Genomic DNA, 22,835 nt, shown 5'->3' with positions numbered 1-22,835 from the left:
TGCCTCCTATCGTGCCCCGATGCGCGGATCGACCAGACGGTGAATCAGGTCGGTCAAAAGGTTGATCACGATCACGAGAACCGACATCACGAGGAACAGCCCCAGAAGGACCGGATAGTCGCGCGCTGTTACGGAATCGAACGTCAGCCGCCCCAGCCCGGGCCAGGAAAAAACCGTTTCCACAACCACGGCCCCGCCAATGAGAGCCCCGGCCTGAAGTCCGGCAAAGGTCACCACCGGCCCGGCGGCATTGCGCAGCATGTGGCCGCGCAGGATACGGCCTTCGCTCAACCCCTTGGCGCGGGCGGTTTTCACATGGTCTTCATGACTGACCTCGATCAGCGAGGCGCGCATGAGACGGGTATAGACCGCCATGTAGATTGCCGAGAGTGTCACCGCGGGCAGGACGAGATGGCGCGCAACATCCAGCGCATAGTGCCAGGGGCCGAAACCCGCCGCACGGATGTCGACATATCCGAAAGCCGGAAGCCATCCGAGATTGATCGAGAACACCAGAACCAGCATCAGCCCCAGCCAGAACACCGGCGTGGCATAGAGGATCAGCGCCACAAGCGAGATTGCCAGATCCCGCCAACTGCCCTGTCGCAACCCGGCGAATGCGCCAAAGACAACGCCACCGATCAGCGACAGCAGGAAAGCCGAAATCGTCAACAGCAGGGTCGGCCCCAACCGCTCCATGATCAGAGTACTGACATCGGCCCTCTGCCGGATCGAGTAGCCCAGATCGAGAGTGACGACCTTTTTGATATAGTTCGCATATTGCACGAACCATGGCTGATCGAGCCCGTAATCCCGACGGATATTGTCAATGAATTCGGCATCCGTTGCGCCGGACTGTCCGGCAATGACCAATGCCGGGTCTCCGGGCGCCGAATGCACCAGAGTGAAATTGATGGTGGCTATGACGAGGATCGCAAACGCGATCCCCGCCAGTTTTGCCATAAGGCGCATCAAAACAGGCATCAGATATAGCGCGCCGCAGCGAAATTGCCGTTAACGCCCGTGCCGGTCACGACCAGATCGGTCAGCCGGTTGTCATAGATGGTCGGATAGCGTTGTTCGGCCATCCAAAGAACGGGAAGCTCGTCGACAAGAATCCGCTGAACGTCTGAATACAGCTCCTGTCGCCTTGCCGGGTCCACCGCAACGGCGGCCTCGGCGAAAAGACGGTCCACCTCGGGGTTGTCATACCCCTCCGTGTTGGTAAACAGCACGCCCTTGCGGATGTTGCTGCTGATATAGCTGCGCGCCACACCCAGCGCCGGATCGGCATTCTGGAAGAGCAGGTTGGCGGTTATGTCGTAATCCCAGTTCGCCACCGACTGGCCCCAGCCGGCCATGTCCGTCGAAACCAGATTGACGTTAATGCCGCCGGCCGACAGCGCCTGACGGAAATATTCGGCCAGCCGGATCCACATCTCGCCTGCGGGCGCCACCAGAAAATCGATCGTGACGCGCACTCCGCTGCCGTCCGGCTCCAGCCCCATCTCGTCGAGAAGCGTATTTGCCTGCGCCACGTCGACAGCGTATTCCGGCAGATCCGGCTCGTAAAACGGCGTGGTCGAACTCAGAGGCCCCCGGGCGGGGCGCGCTTGTCCGAACATGATCCGATCAACGATGAAAGACCGGTCAAGCAGGTGCATCATCGCCTTGCGGAAGCGCACATCGTTGAGCGGCTCCCTGCGCAAATTGGGCTCATACCACACCAGCGGCGAGAAGAATTCATAACCCTTGGTGGTTTTCGTCAGATGCGGAAGGCTGGCCAGACGCTCGACATCGAACATCTCCACATCGTTCCAGGAGGAAAGCTGGGCTTCTCCCGTTTCCATGGCCACCGACCGTGAGGTAGCGTCGGGCACAATCCGGAAATAAATCTCGCTCAGGCCGGGCTGGCCTTCAACGTAGTAATCCGGATTGGCGACCAGGTGAATATGCGATCCGCGAACCCATTCGGAAAACTGGAACGGTCCCGTGCCGATCGGGCGGTCATTATGCGGGTTGTTGGCGTAATCGGTGCCATCGTAGATATGCTTCGGGCAAATCGGGGCGGAGCCGCATTCAAAGGCCTTGAGAAACGGCGAGAACGGCTCTTTCAGAACGAATTCGACCGTATGATCGTCAAGCGCCGTGATGGTTTCGCAACGCTCGAAATTGCCACGGGCGCGCGGGTGAAGCTCCATCAGCATCACCTGGCAGGAAAACACCACATCGGCCGCGGTAAACGGCACGCCGTCATGCCAGGTTACGCCTTTTTGCAGATGGAAAGTATAGATCAGGCCGTCATCCGAGATATCCCAGCTTTCGGCCAGTTGCGGCAGCGGGTTAAGGTCAAAATCGAAACTCAGCAGTCCTTCATAGATCTTTGTGCCGACGACGAGGGTTGATTGTTGCTGGTTGAGCGGCAGGACAATAAGCGGCGGTTCCGGCGTCAGGAGCGCCGTCAGCCCGCCGCTTTCGGTCTGCGCATAAGCCATCCCGTCGCCCCAGGGATTGATCACGGACGCCGCGCCGGCCGCAGCCAGCCCTGACAGAAGCATGGTATTGAAATCACGTCTTTTCATCGTGTGTGTCTCCATGTTGTCACCTGCTGCTTCTGGTCATGTTGCAGGACAGGCTTGAGGCAGGTTGCCGAAGCGCGCGTGCCTTCCTTGCACTTTCGTCATGGGGACGGATGCCGAAATTCCGCGCCATTTCGGAAATGTGCATTACCGATTGTGCATGTTCCCCCGGTCATGACCTGCGCAATCGGGACATGGTTCTGGGCCTTGGGCAGGCATGACCTTTCCCACAAAACCGACCCGCCATTTGCAGTTGCATGGCAGGCTTTTGCGGAGACAGGATGCAACCGGAACAAGGAGAGCACCAATTCCACACACAGCGTCCGAACCAGGCGTTCGAACTCTTTTTTTTGAAAACTATATGAGTGGCTCATAAAACTGTCAACAGTTGACTGAAAGCCAATTTTTGGTCATTGCATTGACGTGAACACGCGTGTCAGCGCAAGCTAGGGACAGCAGGAAAATGACATTGATAAAAAATATACAAATCTCATCCGTCAGACTGTCCGAGCGGATCGGCGAAGAACTGATGCAGTTGATCGCAGCCGGGATCCTGAAACCCGGACAACGGCTGAACGAGGTGCATCTGGCAGAGAGTTTCGGGGTCAGCCGCGGACCGGTGCGCGAGGCCGCCCGCGAACTTGAGGGACTGGGCGTCCTGATCAGCAGGCCCCGGCAGGGATTTTACGTCACCGACTACACGCCCAAGGAAATCAGCGACCTCTATGAGGCCAAGCAATGGCTGGACCAGGCCATGATTGAAGATTTCAGGACACACAGCGATACAGCGCTTTACGCCGAAATCCTGGCCGACATCGACACGATCGACACCAGCGGAAAGCTCGAATTTGCAAACAGCCTGCTTGCGTTCCGAACACGGATGTCCGCCCACCTGAACAACCGTTTCCTTGCAGGCCAGATCCAGTCCCTGCATCGCCACTTTTTTATCGTGTCCGCCCTGCTTCACCCTGAACATACGGTGGAGCGCATGCATCGCATTATCGACACCCAGCGAAAGTTCTGGAGTGCAATGGTGGCGGGCGACTACGAAAAGGCTCGAACGGTTCTCCACGACGATGCCGCCTACTGGAGCCGCGACGTGGCGCCGCGTTTCGAAGAGCCACGCCAGACCACCGGTTAGCGCCTTCACCAGCTAGCGGCACATGCCCCTTGAGGTTTATCTCAGGCGCCGTTCATCTCTGGTGCCTGATGGACACCCTCCGTAATCCGCAGCTCCGTTTCGGGATCGAAGAAATGCACGGAATCCGTCGCAAAGGACAGCCGTATCTGTTCGCCCGGATTGTGGTCGACACGCTCGCGGAACACGCAGACGAGTTCCTTGCCGTCGAGGCCGGCATTCAGATGGGTTTCCGAGCCGGTCGGCTCGATCAGTTCGACTTCGGCGCTGACGTCGTCGGGACCGCCGAGCGCAATGTCTTCCGGCCGGATGCCGAGAACGACGTCGCGGCCCTGCCAGCCTGCGGGCACCCGGCTCAGCGGGATGCGCAGGCCGGACGGCAGGCGAAGCGCCGGGCCGCCATCTTCGGCAATCGTGCCGTGGATGAAGTTCATCGCCGGCGAACCGAGAAAGCCCGCCACGAACATGTTGCGCGGATTGTCGTATAACTCCAGCGGTGCGCCGACCTGCTCGATATAGCCGCCCTGCAGCACCACGATCTTGTCGGCCATCGTCATCGCCTCGATCTGGTCGTGGGTGACATAGACGATGGTGGAGCCGAGACGCTGGTGCAGCGCCTTGATTTCGGAGCGCATCTGCACCCTGAGCTTGGCATCGAGATTGGAAAGCGGCTCATCGAACAGGAACACCTTCGGGTCCCGCACAATGGCGCGGCCCATGGCGACACGCTGGCGCTGGCCGCCGGAAAGCTGGGCTGGTTTGCGTTCCAGCAGAGGTTCCAGCCCGAGAATGGCAGCCGCCTCGCCGACCTTGGTCCTGATCTCGTCTTTCTTCGCGCCCTGCAACTCCAGCGAGAAGCCCATATTCTGGGCGACCGTCATCTGCGGATAGAGCGCATAGTTCTGGAACACCATGGCAATATCGCGGGCCTTGGGCTGGAGGTTGTTGACCACCCTGTCTTCAATGGCGATCTCGCCGCCGGTAATCGTTTCCAGACCGGCGATCATCCGCAAAAGCGTGGACTTGCCGCAGCCGGACGGCCCGACGAGGATGACGAATTCGCCATGCGCGATGTCGACCGAGACACCGTGGATAACATCCACGGCGCCATAGGATTTGCGAACGTCCCTGATTTCAACTGAAGCCATAAGCTGCGCTCCCTGTTAAGCGGTTTTCTTGCCGCGCGGTCTGACGCGGACGGCGAGATAGGGTTTTCCGGGCAGTTCCACGCCGAAGGCGGCATCGGCCACGCCGCCGCGCACCACCGAGCCATGGCGGGTCGGATGCGGGATGGGTGCGGGCACCTTCTTCGCCGGCGTCACCGTCATGTTCCAGGTATCGATAATGTCGATCTCGTAATCGCCGTCTTCCAGCGGAAAGCCCGACGACCAGATCACCGGCTGGTGTTCGCCGAAATAGATGTAGGTGACATTCTCGTCGCCGGCGCCGGAAACACGGTTCCAGGGAAAGCCGAGCGGGGTCGGGCCAAGCGGCGTCAGGCCGGTGGTCACATCTTCGCTGATGATGTCGAGAAGGAAGCCGATGCGCTTGAAGCTCTCGCCATGCAGCACGCCGCCCTTTGCCCACCAGAGACGGTCGTCGGGCTGGACATAGGTTTCCCCATGGCCGGCATAACCGCCGCGCATCACGGTAATCCAGAACCGGTGCACCAGTTCTTCCGCGGTGATGCTGCCCCAGCTCTGGACCAGATTGCCCTCATATTCCGGCTCGTCATTAACCACCGGCTTGCCGAAATCCGCGCGCCAGTCGGCCGTGCGCTTCACGTCCCAGTTCTGGATGCAGACATGATCGACCCACGGCTTGCGGTGATCGTAATTGGCATCGGGATCGCCATTATGGATCGACTTCGGGTGCCGGTAGGGGTCGTTTTCCTCGATGATATGGAAGAACCGGTCCCAGCGCTGCATCGGCTTGACGTCGATGAGAAAGTCATACTCGTTGGCGAGCGACCACCAGACATTGTGATAGGCCGCAAGCCGGGCGACGAGGTATTTCAGGTAACGGAAATCCTGCGCCTCGCTCATCATGCAATAGCCCCAGCGGTCATAGGGGTGGAAGATGATGATATCGGCGACGATGCCCATATCGCCGAGCGCCTTCACCTGATTTTCGAAATGCCGGAAGGCTTCGAAATTCGGCCGGTCGAAATCCTGACCCTCGCCGTCTGCCAGCGGCAGATAGACATCATAGAGCGGCTCGTTGTGGTTATAGGGATAGTCTTTCGGGAAGACGCACATGCGCATCTTGTTGAACTTCGTCTGCGCAAGGGTCTCAAGCGTTTTCGCCTGCTCTTCCAGCGGCTGGTGCGTCCAGGCATAGCAGGTGGTGCCGAGCGGGAAATACGGCGTGCCGTCCTCATGGGCAAAATGGTGGCGATGGGCAACCCGCACGGGACCGTGATTGCCGGCGTCTGCCGGGCCGACCGAGAAGGCCCCCTGCTTGCCGTCAAGCGCTGCATCCGACGATGCCGTCTCGAACTGCCATTCACCCTCGTTGTCCGGCATGAACCGCAGCTTGTAGACACCGCCGCCGTCATAAAAGCCGGGGACCGTCACCACGCGGTTTGCCTGACTGAAACGGCCGGACAATTCGACATCGAGATAGGGATTGCCCGTTTCGGTGCCTTCAAGGCTGACTTCGAACACGGACCACTTCGATACGCTGGATGGAAACTGCATGTTACTCCTCAATTCTTGCATGTTGCGCGCCGGCGAAGCCTCACCCCTTCACCGCACCGGATGTCAGTCCGGAGACGAAATAGCGCTGGAAAATCAGATAGACGATGGTGGCCGGCAGGACGGTCATGACGATGGCCGCATTGAGCTGGCCGTAGTCGCTGGAAAACTGTCCCTGAAAGCTCATCAGTCCGAGCGGCAGCGTCCACATGCCCTGGTCCTGCAACAGCACGAGCGCCATGGCGAACTCGTTCCATGTGTTGACGAAATCGAGAATGAACAGCGCCGACAATGCCGGGATCGAAATCGGCAGGAAGATGCGCCGGAAGATGGTGAAATGCGATGCCCCGTCGATGCGCGCGGCCTCGCTCAGCTCCTTCGGCACGGATTTGAAAAACCCATGCAGGATGAACACCTGATAGGGCACGCCGAAGGCGATATAGGGCAGGATCACGCCGGCATAGGTATCGACAAGGCCAAGCCGGTTCACCAGCGTGAACAGCGGCGCCAGCATGACCTGAAACGGGATCATGGTGCCGAACAGGACAAGCATCAGCAGAAACTTGTTGAACCCGACCTCGATGCGCGAAATCGCATAGGCCGCCATGGCCGAAAAGAAGATGCCGAGCGGCACCTTGATGACCGAGATGATCACACTGTTGAAGAATGTGGTCGCGAAATTTCCCCGCCCCCAGGCATTGTTATAATTTGCGAACTCCAGAGACGAGGGAAAGCTGAATGCCCCCGTCATCATCACATCCTTGGACGTTTTCAGCGATGTGAAAACAATGAAGACGAACGGCGCCACCCAGATCACGGCAACGGCAACCAGACAGATCCACAGCGCGATCAGAACAGGATCGCGGGCCGGCTTCATCGCCACGGCTTTCGAAACATCGTCCTTGCGGTCGGCGACCATCGTTTCTGCCGTCATTGCGCCGCCTCCTCACGCTTGCGCGACCAGTTCATGTAGGGCACGACAATCACCATGGTGATCACCAGAAGGACCACCGAGATCGCACCGCCCCGGCCGAAGTCGAAAATCTGCATGGCCTGGGTAAACGCCCACAATGCCAGCATCTGCGTCGATTGCGCCGGTCCGCCACCGGTCATGCCGTAAATGATGTCGAAGGCCTTGAGCGAATTGATCAGCGACAGAACCAGCACGATCGTCATCGTCGCCTGAAGTGCGGGCAGGGTGACGAAGCGAAACACCTGCCAGCGGCTGGCGCCATCGATCAGCGCCGCCTCGACGAGCGATTTCGAAACGCCCTGAAGGCCGGCGAGAAACAGCACCATGGAAAAACCGACGGACTGCCAGACATAGGCAACGAAAACGGAATAGAGCGCGATATCGCGGTCGCCCAGCCAGTCCTGTATCAGGCCCCGCATGCCCCACGCGGTCAAAAGCTGGTTGAACAGGCCGAAGAAGGGGTCGTACATCCAGCGCCACATGGTGGCGACCGCAATCGGCGCGATGATGACGGGCAGATAATAAAGCGCACGCAGGCTGCCGCGGGCAAAAATCTTCTGGTTGAGCCCGAGCGCCAGCAACAGGCCGATCATCGGCGGAAAGATGACCGAGAGAACGGTCCAGATCACCGTATTGCGGAAGGCCACCCAGAACACCGGATCGCGGGTGAAGATGTGCCGGTAATTGGCGAGCCCCACCCATTCCCGATTCGGGTCCAGCCCGTTCCAGCGCTGGAAGCTCAGGATGATCACGTCGATCATCGGGTAGATTGCAAAAACCGCATAGATGATCAGCGCGGGCCCCAACAGGACGAACGCCTGATAGCGCGGATCGTGCAGCGTATTCTTCAGGTTCATGTTTCCACATCCTCAAAGCGGCATTGTTTCACCGGCACGGGGCAGACCGGCCGAACCTTTTCGGCCCGGCCGGCTGTCAACTGCGACAGGAGGACATCAGCCGCGATTGTTGATGAAGGTCTGCATTTCTCCGGCAGCCTCTGAGGGCTCCATATTGCCCGACGCCACATCGTTGATGACGCGGAAATATTCGGTGGTGACATCCAGCGGAAACGCCTGGTCGCCATTCACGAACGTGCCTTTGGCATTGGCGAAAATGTCGTACCACTGTTGTTCGATCGGCAGCGCATCGGCGTCGAGGTCGACATTCATGTTCACCGATATGGCGCCGAACGTGCCCTTGACCTGTTCCTGATAGTCATCGGAGGTGAAGAAGTCGAAGAACTCCGCCGCCAGATCTGGGTCGTCGGTCTTGGTCGAAATGTAGAAATATTCGGCAAAGCCGTAGAGACGGTCGGTCCCGGTCGGGAACGGGAACACGTCGTAATCGGCAATATCGGTGACTTCATTCAACTGGTTCACCAGCCAGTCGCCTTCGAGCATCATGGCGGCGCGTCCGGCGACGTAGAGGTTGAAGGACTGCGCCTGATCGATGCCCATGAAGGGAGACAGGATGTAATTCTGTGCCCACATCTGCATTTCCGAAAATGCGTCGGTCGCACAGGCCGTTTCCGCCCAGTTGAGCTCCATGGCCATCAGCGCGTCATGCGTTTCGGCGCCACATTCGGTTTCCAGCAGGTTGTCCATGAGGCGCATCAGGTGCCAGTTGACCGTTCCGCCGAAGGTGAAGGCCGGGATGCCGGCATCCGCCAGCTTCTGGGCGGCAGCGACAAGCTCGTCATAGGTCTGCGGCTCGCTTTCGATGCCCGCTTCCTCAAAGAGCGTCTTGTTGTAGTAGATCGCCTCGCCGGAAAAGCGGAAAGGAATGCCGTGCATGCCCTCGCCGAACTGGCTGGCAAAGGCCAGAGACGGCGCAGACAGGCGGTCGGCCCAGCCATACTGTTCGTAATATTTCGAAATATCGGCACTGAGACCGGCCGCAACATATTCACCGCCGAGACCAAGCCCGGCCCAGCTCATATAGATGTCGGGGCCGGTGGAAGCGCCCGCGGCCACCCTGAGCGCGGTCTTGTGCTCATCGATGCCGCGCTGGACAATCTCGACATCCACGCCCGGATGGGTCTCCTCAAAGCCCGTCGCGGCGTTCATAAGCGCCTGCACCTGCGCATCGGACGTGTAGGCGATCGTCCAGATCGTCAGTTTCTCCTCCTGCGCCTGCGCTGCACCTGTCCCCAGACCCGCAACAGCCGCGCCGGCCATCAGCGCCGCACGAATAGACAGTTTCGCCATGTTCTCCTCCCAAGGCTTCAACTATTTTCGATTAATGACGATTATCATGGCGAACTTTCGATAACTGTCAATATTTTTTTGTTTTCCTATTATTTTTTTTGATTTTTGCGGTCATGATACTGCCGAGGCGCTCTGAAAAGCGGACACGGGAATCGACGCGAACACCCGCCGCGACAACGCGCCGCGGGTTTACGCAGGCAAAACAGACGAAAATGAATGGATCAGGCGATGATGATTTCGATGCCGTGGCGCTCCAGCGCCTGCGCATCCTTGTCGCTGATGCCGGCATCGGTCACAAACGAATGGATCATGTCCAGCGCGCCCAGGCGGGTGAAAGAGGCGCGGTTGATCTTGGAGGAATCAGCGACAAGATAGACCCGTGAGGCAGCCCGTATCATCGCTTCCTTGAGCTGAAGATCGGCAAAGCTCGGATAGGTCAGTCCCGTCTCGATACCGACCCCCGCCGTTGCCAGAAACAGCCTGTTGGCAAAGATGTCGCGGAAGTATTCGACCGACTTGTCGCCGCTGAGCGAAAGGGTCGGCGCCTTGAACTGTCCGCCCGGCATATGAACGGTAAAGCCCGGCACGCTGCCGAGCATCAGCGCGATGTTCAGCGCATTGGTGATGACCGTCAGGTCCTTGTGTTTCAACAGGTTTTCGGCCGTGGCCGTGGTTGTCGACCCGGCATCCAGAATAACCGTCTCACCGTCTTTCACCAGCCCGGCGGCAACCCGGCCGATTGCGGCTTTCTCGACCATGTGATCGTGATGCTGAAGCGAAAGGGTCTGCACCTGCTGCGGCATGGTCTTCAGATAGGCACCGCCATGCTCCCGGACGATATGCCCCTCGTTTTCCAGCCGTTCGAGGTCCTGGCGGACGGTGGCCTCGGAGACTTCGAAAGCAACCGAAAGGTCGCGCACGCGCGCACTGCCTTCCTCCTGCAGCCATTCCATGATCTTGAGCCGGCGCGGCTCGGCAAGCAGTGCTTTCCTGTCGCCGTTGCCCGTTGCCGCATCCACATTTTTTCCGGATTTTCTTTGTGCCATCAGCCATTCCTTCCGCATAGACAAGCCCGCGAGGCAGCCACGATCAAGAACAAATCACGCGCGCGCCGGGCGGTTGCAACTATGCTTCACACTCCCGCAATCTAGGCAATCCATACCTTAGAACTGCACCGCCATCAAAGAAAAACAGAAATCTGCGATTGACAAAATGATTAAAAACACAAATATTCGATAGAATTCGAAAATAATTCGCGATGTGGCGTTGCCGGGAGGAGGCTCAGTGCATCATTTCGAGAAGAAAATCACATTCGGACTTATCGTGGGCAGTCGTCAGTTTTTCAATGGCGCGCCCGCCGTTGAAAGCCGCCGTCAGGTTATCGAGCAGCTTTCGAAATACGATATCGACCACCGCATATTACCGTTCGATGCAACGGAAAACGGCGCAGTCCAGTCCCGCGAGGATGCCGCACTGTGCGCGCGTTTTCTGAAGGAACACCGTGACGAGATCGACGGTCTTGTCGTGCTGCTGCCGAATTTCGGCGACGAGATCGCAATCGCCGAAACCGTGGCCGGCGCCGGGCTCGAAGTGCCGGTGCTGCTGCAGGCGTCCAATGACGAAGTCGACAAGGTCGATGTCCATTCCCGCCGCGATGCGTTTTGCGGCAAGATCTCGGTTTCGAACAATTTCTATCAGTACGGCATCGATTTCACCGACACGACCACACATACGTCGGATGTCGATGGCGACGAATTCGGCGCGGATCTGGAGCGGTTTTCCCGCATCTGTCGCACCGTACGCGGGCTTAAAAACGCCCGTATCGGCTCCATCGGCGCGCGCACCGGCTCATTCCAGACGATGCGCTATTCGGAAAAACTGCTGCAGAAAAGCGGTGTCACGGTCGTGACGGTCGATCTTTCCGAACTGATCGACCGCGCCGGAAAGCTGGCCGATGCCGACAGCGAGGTTGCAGCCAAGGTCGAGGCGATTGCCCAATATGGCCATATCCCGGCGCATATCGGCCGCGAAAAGCTTGTCCGCCAGGCCAAATGGGGCGTCACCGTCGACCGCTGGATTGCGGAAAACGAATGCGACGCCAGCGCCATCCAGTGCTGGCGCTCGCTTCAGGACAATTTCGGCTGCGCCACATGTGTGTCGATGTCGATGCTGAGTGAAAAGCTGATGCCGAGCGCCTGCGAGGTGGATGTGATGGGCGCGATTTCCATGTATGCGCTCTCGCTCGCCTCCGGCGCGCCGGCCGCCATTCTCGACTGGAACAACAATTATGCCCGCGAGGCGGACAAATGCGTGTGCACGCATTGCGGCAATTTCCCCCGCAGCTTCATCGGTGCGGAGCCGGAAATCTCAGAACTCGACGTTCTCGGCACGGTGATCGGCAAGGAAAAATGCTTCGGCGCCGTCAAGGGCAAGGTCAAGGCCGGCCCGATGACCTATTTCCGGCTGTCGTCCGACGACACCGCCGGCACGCTGAAAGCCTATACCGGCGAGGGTGATTTTACCGACGATCCCTTCCCGATGGATGGCGGCATCGCCGTCACCTCGGTGCAGAAACTGCGCTCGCTGATGCGCTTTATCGTGCGCAACGGCTTCGAGCACCACGTCGCCATGGTCCGCGGCCATCACGGCGATGTCGTGGAGGAAGCCATCACGCGCTATCTGAAATGGCCGCTCTACCGGCATGGCGGCGAGGCCGAAGCGCTCTGTCCGCAACCCAATATTTTCCAGTGAGGCCAGACGAATGAATACCGTTACCCTGCCTGCCGGCACGACAAGGGCCGGCCTGTCATCCGATCCGGATGAAATCATTGCCTTCCTTCGGGAAAAGGCCACACACATCCGGCGCAGTGCGCTGTCCATGGTCTTCGAGGCCCAGATCGGCCATCCCGGCGGCGATATGTCGGTCACCGATATTCTGGCGACGCTGTTCTTCGGCGTCCTGCGCTACGATCCGGCCGAGCCGAATGCGCCGGAACGCGACCGCTTCGTCATGAGCAAGGGCCACTGCACCGGCGCGTTCTACGCAACGCTTGCCGAAGCCGGTTATTTTCCGCATTCGGAACTTTCCACCTATATGGGCCCGCTCTCGCGCCTCAATGGTCACCCGAACCGCAATTATCTGCCGGGCGTGGAAACCAATACCGGGCCGCTTGGCCACGGCATGCCGGTTGCCGCCGGCATGGCGATCGCCGCCAAGCTCGACGGTTCCGATCGTCGCGTGTTCGTCGTCACCGGCGATGGCGAGCAGCAGGAAGGCAGCAACTGGGAAGCCGGCATGCTGGCCGGTCATCGCAAGCTGGACAATCTGACGCTGATCATCGACCGCAACCGGCTGCAGCAGGGAGCAAGGGTGGAAGACACCAATACGCTCGAGCCGCTGGGCGACAAGTGGCGCGCCTTCGGCTGGGACGTGCGGGAATGTGACGGCCACGATCATGGTGCGCTTTTCGGGCACCTCACCGCCGCTTCGGAAGGCAAGCCCCGCTGCATCATTGCCCACACGATCAAGGGCAAGGGCGTCTCCTTCATGGAAAATGAGGTGCACTGGCACCACGGTGTCCTGAACCGCACACAATATGACCAGGCAATAGGAGAATTGAGCGATGAGCGCGCTGGCTGAAAAGGAAGAAAAGCTGTTTGACTGCCGCGTTGCGTTCGCCTCGACGCTGGAAGCGCTGGCCGAGGACAACACCTCCATCGTCACGGTGGTCAATGACAGTGTCGGCTCGTCCAAGCTCGGCGGCTTTCAGAAGCGCTGGCCCGAGCGGCTGGTCAATGTCGGCATCGCCGAGCAGAACATGGTCGGCGTCGGCGCCGGTCTTGCAAACGGCGGCAGAATTCCCTTCGTCAGCGCCGCCGGCTGCTTTTTGACGGCCCGCGCGCTTGAACAGATCAAGGCGGATGTCTGCTATACCAATACCAATGTGAAGCTGGTCGGCCAGTCTTCCGGCGTCGCTTACGGCGAACTCGGCCCGACCCATCATTCTATCGAGGACATGGCCTGGCTGCGCGCGCTGCCGAACCTCAGGATCATCGTACCCTCCGACCCCTGGGAAACGAGCGAAGCCGTCAGGCTGGCGGCCAGCGTTGATGGCCCCGTCTATCTCAGGATCAGCCGCTTTCCCGTGCCGGCAATTGCGCGGCCGGAAGGCGCGCAGTTCAGGCTCGGCGTCGCCGAAACGCTGAAGCCGGGCAATGATGCGGCCATCATCGCCAATGGCGTGATGGTGCACCGGGCGCTGGAAGCCGCGGCCAAACTGGCCGGACAAGGCATCGATGCCCGCGTCATCAATATGTCGTCGATCGCGCCGCTCGATATCGAGACTATCGTTTCAGCGGCCGGAACAGGCGCCGTCGTCACCGTCGAGGAAGGTTCGGTTCGTGGCGGACTGGGCGGAGCCGTGGCGGAAGTCATGGCCGAGCACTGCCCGGCACGCCTGAAAATCATGGGCTTCCCGGAATTTGCGCCGACGGGCTCGATCTCGTTTCTGTATTCGCATTTCAACCTGACTGCCGATGGCATCGCCGCCTCTGTTCGTGGCGTGCTTGAAGCCGGGAACGACACATGACGGGGCATATCCTCGCCATCGATCAGGGGACGACCAACACAAAGGTTCTCCTGATCGACGGGAAAGGCGCAATTGTCGCGACGGGGTCGGCCGCTCTTGAGGTTGTCTATCCCAGACCGGGTTGGGCGGAAACAACCGGCGAGGCAATCTGGAAGAGCGTCGAGGCGGCCATCACCGCCTGTCTGAGCATGGCAGGCGATGTCAGCATTGCCGCAATCGGCATTTCCAACCAGCGAGAATCGGTCCTCCTGTGGGACCGGCAGACCGGCGACCCCGTCGGCCCCTGCATCATCTGGCAGTGCAGGCGCTCGGAAGAACGCCTCGGCCCGCTGCGCAGCGACGAGACAGAACGGCTGGTGCGGCAAAAAACCGGCCTCAACCTCGACCCGCTGTTTCCGGCGGCAAAAATCGGCTGGCTGCTCGACAATGTTGACGACGCGCGACAGGCCGCCAATGAAGGCAGGCTCTGTGCCGGGACGATCGACACATACCTTCTTTATCGGCTGACCGGCGGTGAAAGCTTCAGGACCGATGCATCGAATGCGTCGAGAACCCAGCTCTTCGATATTGCCGCCAATCGGTGGAGCGAAGATCTCTGCACCTTGTTCGACGTTCCGACCTCCCTGCTTGCCGAGGTCGTCGACAGCGACGGCACTTTCGGTCAAACCGCGACAGGACTGGCGCTGCCGACAGGGATTCCGATCCGGGTGATGATCGGTGACAGTCACGCCGCCCTCTTCGGCCACGGCGCCCGCGGGCCGGGTGTGATCAAGGCCACCTATGGCACGGGCACCTCATTGATGACACTGACCGAGGCGCCGCTGCATTCACAAAACGGTCTATCGACGACAATTGCCTGGAAGCGCGGTGGCGAAACGCTCTACGCGCTTGAGGGCAACATCACGGTTTCCGGGCAGGCAGCGGCCTTTGCAAGCACCATGCTGGGTCTGGCCGACCCTGCCGCGCTTTCATCGCTGGCCCAAACAGTGGCCGACACGGATGGCGTCGTGTTCGTGCCGGCGCTGGCCGGCCTTGGTGCGCCGCACTGGGACGCCGAAGCGCGGGGAACCCTTACCGGCCTTTCCCTTTCGACGAAACCCGCCCACATTGCCCGCGCCACGCTGGAAGCCATCGCCATGCAGGTTTGCGATGTTGCAGACGCCATGGCTGCCGATCTCGATGTCGCCATTTCCGGCCTGCTTGCCGATGGCGGCGCGGCTGCAAATCCATTTCTGATGCAGACCCAGGCCGACCTTCTCAATGCCCCGGTTCATGTTCCGGCCATTCATGCATTAAGCGGCTACGGCGCCGGTCTCATGGCCGGCGTTGCGGACGGCATGTTTGACGACGAGGATGCCCGCGGTTTTGTCCGCGAGAATACACGTTCATTCGCACCGAACGGGCGGGATTGCGACCGCAGCGAAAGACGCCGCAACTGGCGCGATGCCGTGACAAGGGCCCGAAACCGGCCCTGAAGCTCTTCGTTTGACCGGAACACAGATCGGGAAAAGAAACCCGGACCGGCTGGCTGGCTTGCCAATACGCGCGATGCGTTTGGCTGGCTGGCTTGCCGGTCCGGCCCTGTGAGGAGGTCACATCAGCGACACCGGGCGACCTTGCCGAACGGCGTCCGCTCTCCGATGAACCCGTACACAGGAATTCGGGGGAACGAGGCGTAAATCTTCATGAATTTCTTCCTCTCGTTTTGATGGCCTTGCCGGATATACCGACGGCATCCGGCCATCCGCCACATCATGGCAACGCCGGCGACGACAATGCGTCGACGGCGTAGTTTTCAGCATATCAGAACCGCACGCGCAAGTTGGCGTTCAACCCCTGATCGGTGGCGTTTTCGCCGAACTGGCCACTGTAGCTGACGCCCAGCGTGGCCGATTCCGTAACCGCAAAGTCCAGCCCGGCTTCCACCAGCGCCGTATTCTCGTCGAGCGGCGTTCCGAAGACGGTGAAGTCGTTGCCGGTGGCAAAGCGCGCCGTCGTCTGGGTATCGACATCGCCAAACGCATGCATCCAGCCGAGCGAACCGCGCGCGACTGTCGGCACACCGCCGAAGTCGAAATCGGTGGCAGCCCGCACGCCGATCGTGGTGAAGGTGGTGCTCATCTTCTGGCCATCCACCCTGAGCGCCGCCGTGCCGCCGGTTTCGGTAAAGCTGTCGGTTTTCAGGTGAACGAAGGCCAGATTGGCGAAGGGTTCCACCGATGCGGGACCGAGATCCGCACGATAGGCCAGTTCGCCGAACGCGTTGAAGCTGTTGGCGTCATATTCGCCCTTCAGCGTCTGGTCGAGCGCGGTGATCTTGCGGTCGGCCTCGGCTCTGTGGAACGTATATCCAAGACCGCCGCGCACGGCGAGCGCGTTCCACTCCATGTCGGCATAGGTCGCCAAGGTGTAGTTGTCGCTCTTGCCAGTTGACTGGTCGACATCGAAGGTGGAACGCGAATAGCCGGCGGCGACACCGACCCGCCACATATCATTGACCATCATGTCGGCACCACCGATGAAACCGCCGCTACCGATATCCGCATCGGCACTGCCATTGGTTCCGTCGATCTCGCCCCACGTACCGAAGCCGCTGCCCCAGGCGGTGAAGCGTCCTTCATCGAAGCCATTCGTTGCGCTGTCGGGGAAGGCGCCCTTGGCGGCGACGTCGCTCTCCTCGGCATAGCCAAGCGCGGGCACGGACGGCGCGGCAGCACCGCCTGACGCCGACCGCAGGCGGTTGTTGATCATCCTGCCGACAGACAGCGAATTCTGCATCATCGCCGATTGTCCGGCAGCATAATCAAGGCCACCGAGCTGTTCATAGGTTTCACGTGCGTCATCGAGGCCGAGCATCAGCATCTCGTTGTAGAGTTCGAGCGAATCCCCGGACTGATCGAGCGAATCGAGCGCCTGTGCCACGGCATACTGGTTCGGCGTATCGGCTGCCCAGGTGAAAACGCCTTCGTCCCCCGGATCACCGCCGCCGTTTCCGCCGTCATTGCCGTCGCCATTATCGCCGCCGTCACCGCCTTCGCCCTCGCCTTCGCCGATGAGCGCGACCGTGATCTTGGCGTCATTGCCTTCATAGCTGGTCGTCACGTCAAGAAAGGCTGACTGGCTGAGGGCTTCCTCAAACGAACCGTCGCGCGTTCCCGCCGACAGGATCGTGTAGGTCTGGCTTTCCTGATAGCTGGTGGAATCATCGAGCGAACGGATGGAAACCGTGCCGCCGAGCGACGCCGTTCCCGAGACCGTCACAAGATCGCTTTCCGCGCCGGTGAGATCGACGACATAGGTCGAGCCGCTTTCGAATGTCAGATCGCCATTGACGGTGAGCGACCCGATCGCATTGCGCATGCCCGGCGCCAGCGTGCCGCCGTCACCGATCGTGGTGGAGCCGATGGTGCCGGTTCCGCCGATCGTGCCCGCCTCGGAAGCCGAAAGAACGCCGCCTAGATTGCCGGTCACCAGCAGCGTGCCGCCGGTTGCTTCCGTGGAACCGGTGAAGCTGCCGCTGTTGCCGGAAAGCTCGGTGACGCCGGCCACCTGCCTGATCGAGGCACTGGCCGTATCCACGTCGGAATTGGTCATCACATGGGAAAAGTCATAGTCGGTCTCGGTGTGATTGAAGACCAGATTGGCATCGCCATAACCGAAGTGCACGCCGTTATCGGCATTGAGCGTACCGGCCGCTGCTGCTGCCTCACCCTCGGCGGCGCCGATGTTGATCGTGCCGGATGTCCAGCCCCCGTAATTGCTGTCTCTGGTGATGAGGGCCTCTTCCGAAGCCGTTACCTGTGCACCATCGGCTATGGTCAATGTCGCGCTGGCCCGGTCATCTTCCTCGCCACGGTTGCCGACCGCCAGATATTCGACCGCCAGGCTGGTGCCGGCGCCGGTCGCCACAACTGCTCCTCTTCCGCCGCCAAATGTGCCGATATAAAGGTTTCTCGCCTGATAGATCGCGTGATCATCTACCCTCAAAGTGGCCGCGCCACCACTACCGCCAACGCTCGTCACGTTAATAGACGAAAAGGTCGTCCCGGTTCCGCTCACGACCATAGATGATGTCGCATCGTCCCCAAGGAGTGTCACACTGCCGGCATTATACACTTTCGCCCCGTCGGAAATCGCGAGCGATCCCTCCCGGATCGCGATTTGACCTCCACTGAAAACGGGCAGGTTGGGTTTTGCCAGATCCCATTCCGCTCCCCGGCCGGAAACGGTCATCACGCCGCCACCATCGATCTCGGCTCCGCCGGTATTCAGGCTACCACCGGTGAACGTCATCGTGCCGCCGTCCCCATCATCATTGCCAATCTCCAGCGTCATGGCGACGGCATCTCCGCTGCTCAGGGTCACCTCTCCGCCGTTTGCGATTACGGCCGTGCGGTATATGTTGTTATCCGGCTGAACATCCGGCACCACGCCGTTGGACCAGTTGGCGCCGTTGAACCAGTCGCCCGTTCCGGCAATCCAATCCTCGGCGTGAAGCGGCGCATGCGCGGCGAGCGCCGTCATGGCGAATACCGCCCCGGCCAGCAGGTGGCGGTTGAAACGCCGAAGCGTATGGCCTGTCGAACGCGCGTTGGTTTTGTTTGCAACGCAATACTTGATATCAGTCATGTGTTCTGTGTCCCTTCTTTTAAAGCGAGTGCTGACAATGCAGCCCTGACCGCTCGGCTATTGTTCGCGGAAAGCTTTCGCCAACTGGTCGGAAAGCGGTTTCATGAAATAGGAAAGTGCGGTCCGGTCGCCGGTGCGGATCATCGCTTCGGCAGGCATGCCCGGCATCAGAGTCAGTTCCCCGAGCTTGTCCAGTTCGGCAGACGGCACGGCGATCCGGATCAGGTAATAGGACATGCCGCTATGCTCGTCGGTGGTCAGATCGGCAGCAACGCGGCTGACATATCCTTCCAGCTCGGGCGTGGTCCTCAAATTGAAAGCGGACATTCGCAGCATGGCCTTCTGGCCGGTCCGGATCTGGTCGATATCCTGAGGACGGATACGCACTTCAAGCGTCAGATCGTCACTTTCGGGCACGATCAGCATGACCGGTTCGGCCGGCGAAACCACACCGCCCACCGTGTGAACGGCAAGCTGGTGCACCACGCCTGACTGCGGCGCGATGATATCGATGCGCTTCAGTTCGTCTTCAGCGGCAACCCTGCGCTCCACATATTCCCCGATCTGAGCCTGCACTTCTCTCAGTTCCTGGCCGACTTCGGTTTTCAGGTCGTTGTCGATGGAAAGGATCTGCAGTCTGGTTTCGGCAATCCGGCCGGCGGCCTGCGCCTGGTAGGCAATCTTCTCGCCGCGCTCTCCGCCGAAAGTCGCTGCTTCTGTAAGCAAACCGTTGAGACGCTGAACGGAAACGATGCCTTGCTCGAATAGTGATTTCTGTGAAGCGATCTCCCCTTCCAGCACCTCAAGTCCACGGGAATAGGCAACTTCCTGGGCCTTGAGCCCCTCAATCTCATGCTCGAACTGGGTGATACGTTCCCGAAGCTGCGCCTTTCTGCCGGCCCGCGATTCCTGCCGGAATTCAAACAGCCGCGTCTCGCTGCGGATTGCCGAGGCCACATCGGGTTCATCCTGTCGCGCAAGAAGGTCTTCCGGAAAGGTGATCTGGTCGAGATCGTCCCTTTCAGCCTGTAGCCGCGCAAGCCGGGCATTCAGTTCATCCAGTCTCTTGACGATGATCGCCAGATTGGCGCGCGTCTGGGTGGCGTCGAGACGCATGACGACTTCGCCTGCCGCAACGTCGTCACCGTCATGCACGAGAATCTCGCCGACAACGCCGCCTGTCGGGTGCTGCACCTTCTTGACATAACTGTTGACCACGAAGTGCCCCGAAGCGACAACCGCGCCGGCAAGCCTTGTTGTCGTTGCCCAGGCGCCGACGCCGCCGACCAGCAGCAGACTGACGGCCATTCCGGCCATCAGATGAAAGCGGATCGAGCGGGACACCCTGTCAGTGCGTTCCATCCGGCGCCTCCTTCAACTTTGTCTCCTGAGCACCTGCCTGTTTCGAAGCCGCCTCGGCGATCACCCGCAGCGGTGTCAGTCCGGTCGCGGACGCCGGAAAACCGCGGGTTTCAGATGCGGTGGCCGCCGCCGGTTTCAAAACGCGCGACAACACCTCATCGCGTTGGCCAAAGGCTTTCTGCCGTCCGTTTTCCAGCATCAGCACGAGATCGACGGCGTCTATGGCGCTGGGCCGATGAGCGATCACCACGACAATGCCACCCCTTTCGCGCACCGCCGAAATCGCCTTTACGACGGCCGCCTCCCCGGCGGCATCAAGATTGGCGTTGGGTTCGTCCATCACCACGAGAAACGGATTGCCATAAAGTGCGCGGGCAAGACCGACCCTCTGGCGCTGACCGGCGGACAGCGCCGATCCGCTTTCGCCGATCTGCGTTTCATATCCGTTTTCAAAGCGCAGGATCAGCTCGTGAGCGCCGGCGATCCGGGCGGCCGAGACGATTGCCGCCGGATCGGCATCTGGTTCGAAACGGGCAATGTTTTCGGCAATCGTACCGTCGAACAGTTCGACACCCTGAGGCAGGTAGCCGATGTGGCGTCCGAGCATCTGGCGGTCCCACTGATCGAGGCTCGCACCGTCGATCCGGACCTTGCCGGAAGCCGGCTGCCAGACACCGACCAGAGCACGGGCGAATGTCGATTTTCCCGAACCGGACGGACCGATCACACCGAGCGCGTTACCCGCGCTGACCGAAAAACCGACCCCGGCAAGGTTCGGGGCCTTCTGCCCCGGAGGAACAACGGCAAGCGCTTCCACCCGCAACTCCTTTTCGGGGTCCGGCAGAGCCAGAAAGCGCTCGTCGTGGGGGACCGAGCCCAGAAGGTCTTTCAGGCGGCTCCAGCTTTGCCGGGCCATGAGAAACGGTCTCCAGCTTGAAATCGCGATATCGACCGGCGCGAGTGCCCGGCCCATCATGATCGAACTGGCGATCATCACACCCGCAGTCACTTCCTGGCGGATAACAAGATAGGCGCCGACACCAAGAATTGTGGACTGGAGCATCATCCGCATTGTCTTCGAAAGGGAGCCAAGTCCGCCAGCAACATCCCCTGCCTTGCGGTTGGCATCCAGATAGGCGCCGTTGGCCGTCTGCCAGCGCCCGGCCATCTGCGCATGCAGGCCCATGGCACGCACGACTTCGGCATTGCGGCGGCCTGCCTCCATCAGCGTGTTGCGCGTCATGTTGCGCGCGATAACATCGCGGATTGCGGCCTGAGACAGGGCATTGGTGAGAAGCGTCATGCCGATCAGAAGCACCGCGCCGACAAGTGCAGTCACGCCGATCCAGAAATGAAACAGGAAGCAGATTGCCAGATAAAGCGGCATCCACGGCAGATCGAAAAAGGCCGTCGGACCATTGCCGCCCAGAAAGCCGCGCACATTGTCGAGATCGCGCAACGGCTGGAGGCCGTCGCCCTTCACGCGGGTAAGAAGCGGCACACGCAGGACAGCATCAAAGACCCGGCCGGAAAAATCGCCGTCGAAACGCTCGCCGATCCGCAGCAGCACACGTCCGCGCAAGGCATCGAGCACGGCCTGAAAGCCGTAGAGGCCGGCGGCCAACACGGCCAGACCGATCAATGTCGGCACGCTGCCGCTTGCCAGCACCCGGTCATAGACCTGCAGCATGAACAGCGGCGATGTCAGCGCCAGAACGTTGACCACGCCGCTAATCATGGCAATGCCTGCCGCGCTTTTCGCAATCGGGAAGGATACCGCCGCAGCACGTGGCTGCGGCGGAACCTGTCTGGAAGCTCCAAACATATGTCCGGGTACCTACGCGAACGCGAAGTTGTCGCTGGAGAGCTCGGAGACGCTCACATCTGCCAGCGTGATGGACCCATGGCTGCCGAGATCAATGTTGACACCGTCGGCGGTATCTGAGGCTGCATTGAGAATCTCGCTGTAGCTGTCGTAGGCGCTATCGTTGAGACCGATGTAGATTGTCTCGTTTGCAGCGTCGAAATCGGTGATCGTGTCATCGCCGATCGCACTTGCGCCGGTATCGTCGAGAACGAAACGGAAGCTGTCGTTGCCAGCACCACCCGTCAGCGTATCATCACCGCCGAAGCTGGACTGGGTATCGGCGCCGGCCGTACCGACCTGCTCCGTTCCCTGCTCTTCGAAAAAGTCATACATGCCCGGGAAGTTCGTGCCGAAAATGGTCTGGCTTGTAAACGAACCTTCATTCGACAGGACATAAATTGCCGTGGCGAAATCGTCGGATTCTTCTACACTGCTTACATCAATCAGCAGCTGATCGTTCTGCACGTATTGGGAAGAGGCCGAATCATAGTAGATTCCCTCTCCAAAGTTCAGAGACTGAATTTCACCCGAAAAATTCCCGGTAGTATATGTGAAATCGTCACCTCCCAAGATCACACTTGGTGTCGGCGTGGACGCCGGATCCGTTGGATCATATATGTTGCCAGCACCCCATTGTGTATAGGGACCACCGGAACCATCGTCCGGGTTGAAAAAGCCGTGGTCACGATACGTCGAGTTCGTGCTCCAGGAATCAAAGTAGCCAAGCAGGTCGTTGCTGGCACCATTCTGCTGCGTGATTGTAACTGCCATTTTCCTTTTCCTTCCAAGTTGATG

The 22,835-nt window shown here is 60.0% G+C and carries 17 protein-coding genes; 5 read left to right on the top strand and 12 right to left on the bottom strand.

Annotation, left to right across the window (positions count from 1 at the left end; genetic code table 11):
• Nucleotides 1-6: 6 nt before the first annotated feature.
• Together ABID12_RS01175 and ABID12_RS01170 are read right to left on the bottom strand one after the other, a co-directional pair.
• Complete coding sequence (locus ABID12_RS01175) at nt 7-963, bottom strand: ABC transporter permease (protein ID WP_354432765.1); 957 nt, start codon at nt 961-963, stop codon at nt 7-9.
• A gap of 20 nt (nt 964-983) precedes the next feature.
• Complete coding sequence (locus ABID12_RS01170; RefSeq protein ID WP_354432764.1) at nt 984-2,582, bottom strand: ABC transporter substrate-binding protein; 1,599 nt, start codon at nt 2,580-2,582, stop codon at nt 984-986.
• Nucleotides 2,583-3,042: 460 nt separating this feature from the next.
• On the opposite strand from ABID12_RS01170, the gene ABID12_RS01165 reads away from it, so the two are divergent.
• Nucleotides 3,043-3,720: a GntR family transcriptional regulator gene (locus ABID12_RS01165; RefSeq protein WP_354432763.1), complete on the top strand. Its 678-nt coding sequence runs from the start codon at nt 3,043-3,045 to the stop codon at nt 3,718-3,720.
• 41 nt (nt 3,721-3,761) lie between these two features.
• On the opposite strand, the gene ABID12_RS01160 is transcribed toward ABID12_RS01165, so the two are convergent.
• From ABID12_RS01160 to ABID12_RS01135, 6 genes are all read right to left on the bottom strand, one after another.
• The gene (locus ABID12_RS01160) at nt 3,762-4,865 is read right to left on the bottom strand and encodes an ABC transporter ATP-binding protein (RefSeq protein ID WP_354432762.1); all 1,104 of its coding nucleotides are present in this window, start codon (nt 4,863-4,865) and stop codon (nt 3,762-3,764) included.
• A 15-nt stretch (nt 4,866-4,880) separates the two neighbouring features.
• Nucleotides 4,881-6,416, bottom strand: a complete 1,536-nt coding sequence (locus tag ABID12_RS01155; RefSeq protein ID WP_354432761.1) for a DUF5060 domain-containing protein — start codon at nt 6,414-6,416, stop codon at nt 4,881-4,883.
• A gap of 40 nt (nt 6,417-6,456) precedes the next feature.
• Nucleotides 6,457-7,332 (bottom strand): carbohydrate ABC transporter permease, encoded by an 876-nt coding sequence (locus ABID12_RS01150; RefSeq protein ID WP_354432950.1) that lies wholly within the window; start codon nt 7,330-7,332, stop codon nt 6,457-6,459.
• 11 nt (nt 7,333-7,343) lie between these two features.
• Entirely contained in the window at nt 7,344-8,243 is a 900-nt protein-coding gene (locus tag ABID12_RS01145; RefSeq protein ID WP_354432760.1) for a carbohydrate ABC transporter permease, read from the bottom strand.
• A gap of 96 nt (nt 8,244-8,339) precedes the next feature.
• On the bottom strand, nt 8,340-9,593 hold the full coding sequence (locus tag ABID12_RS01140; RefSeq protein ID WP_435528135.1) for an ABC transporter substrate-binding protein: 1,254 nt from the start codon (nt 9,591-9,593) through the stop codon (nt 8,340-8,342).
• A gap of 221 nt (nt 9,594-9,814) precedes the next feature.
• Entirely contained in the window at nt 9,815-10,639 is an 825-nt protein-coding gene (locus ABID12_RS01135; RefSeq protein ID WP_319518275.1) for a DeoR/GlpR family DNA-binding transcription regulator, read from the bottom strand.
• A 238-nt stretch (nt 10,640-10,877) separates the two neighbouring features.
• On the opposite strand from ABID12_RS01135, the gene ABID12_RS01130 reads away from it, so the two are divergent.
• From ABID12_RS01130 to ABID12_RS01115, 4 genes are read left to right on the top strand one after another with little or no spacing between them, the layout of a single operon-like run.
• A complete protein-coding gene (locus ABID12_RS01130; protein WP_354432759.1) occupies nt 10,878-12,344 on the top strand; it encodes an L-fucose/L-arabinose isomerase family protein in 1,467 nt (488 codons plus the stop codon).
• 10 nt (nt 12,345-12,354) lie between these two features.
• The gene (locus ABID12_RS01125; protein ID WP_354432758.1) at nt 12,355-13,233 is read left to right on the top strand and encodes a transketolase; all 879 of its coding nucleotides are present in this window, start codon (nt 12,355-12,357) and stop codon (nt 13,231-13,233) included.
• A complete protein-coding gene (locus tag ABID12_RS01120) occupies nt 13,217-14,182 on the top strand; it encodes a transketolase family protein (protein ID WP_354432757.1) in 966 nt (321 codons plus the stop codon). Before ABID12_RS01125 ends, ABID12_RS01120 begins: the two co-directional genes overlap by 17 nt.
• Complete coding sequence (locus tag ABID12_RS01115; protein WP_354432756.1) at nt 14,179-15,657, top strand: FGGY family carbohydrate kinase; 1,479 nt, start codon at nt 14,179-14,181, stop codon at nt 15,655-15,657. Before ABID12_RS01120 ends, ABID12_RS01115 begins: the two co-directional genes overlap by 4 nt.
• 328 nt (nt 15,658-15,985) lie before the next feature.
• On the opposite strand, the gene ABID12_RS01110 is transcribed toward ABID12_RS01115, so the two are convergent.
• The 4 genes from ABID12_RS01110 to ABID12_RS01095 are packed head-to-tail and all read right to left on the bottom strand — an operon-like array spanning nt 15,986 to nt 22,811.
• Nucleotides 15,986-18,811, bottom strand: coding sequence for an autotransporter outer membrane beta-barrel domain-containing protein (locus ABID12_RS01110; RefSeq protein ID WP_354432755.1), 2,826 nt, complete (start codon nt 18,809-18,811; stop codon nt 15,986-15,988).
• 57 nt (nt 18,812-18,868) lie between these two features.
• Nucleotides 18,869-20,173 carry an HlyD family type I secretion periplasmic adaptor subunit gene (locus tag ABID12_RS01105; protein ID WP_354432754.1) on the bottom strand — a complete coding sequence of 435 codons (1,305 nt, stop codon included), beginning with the start codon at nt 20,171-20,173 and terminating at the stop codon, nt 18,869-18,871.
• The gene (locus ABID12_RS01100; protein WP_354432753.1) at nt 20,160-21,998 is read right to left on the bottom strand and encodes a type I secretion system permease/ATPase; all 1,839 of its coding nucleotides are present in this window, start codon (nt 21,996-21,998) and stop codon (nt 20,160-20,162) included. The genes ABID12_RS01105 and ABID12_RS01100 overlap by 14 nt, the downstream gene beginning before the upstream one ends.
• A gap of 12 nt (nt 21,999-22,010) precedes the next feature.
• Entirely contained in the window at nt 22,011-22,811 is an 801-nt protein-coding gene (locus tag ABID12_RS01095; protein ID WP_354432752.1) for a calcium-binding protein, read from the bottom strand.
• Between the last annotated feature and the right edge of the window lie 24 nt (nt 22,812-22,835).

The organism is Martelella mangrovi (assembly GCF_040545495.1).
Lineage (GTDB): Bacteria > Pseudomonadota > Alphaproteobacteria > Rhizobiales > Rhizobiaceae > Martelella > Martelella mangrovi.
The sequence above is the reverse complement of the archived record's forward strand: the minus strand, read 5'-3'. Positions and strand labels throughout refer to the sequence as shown.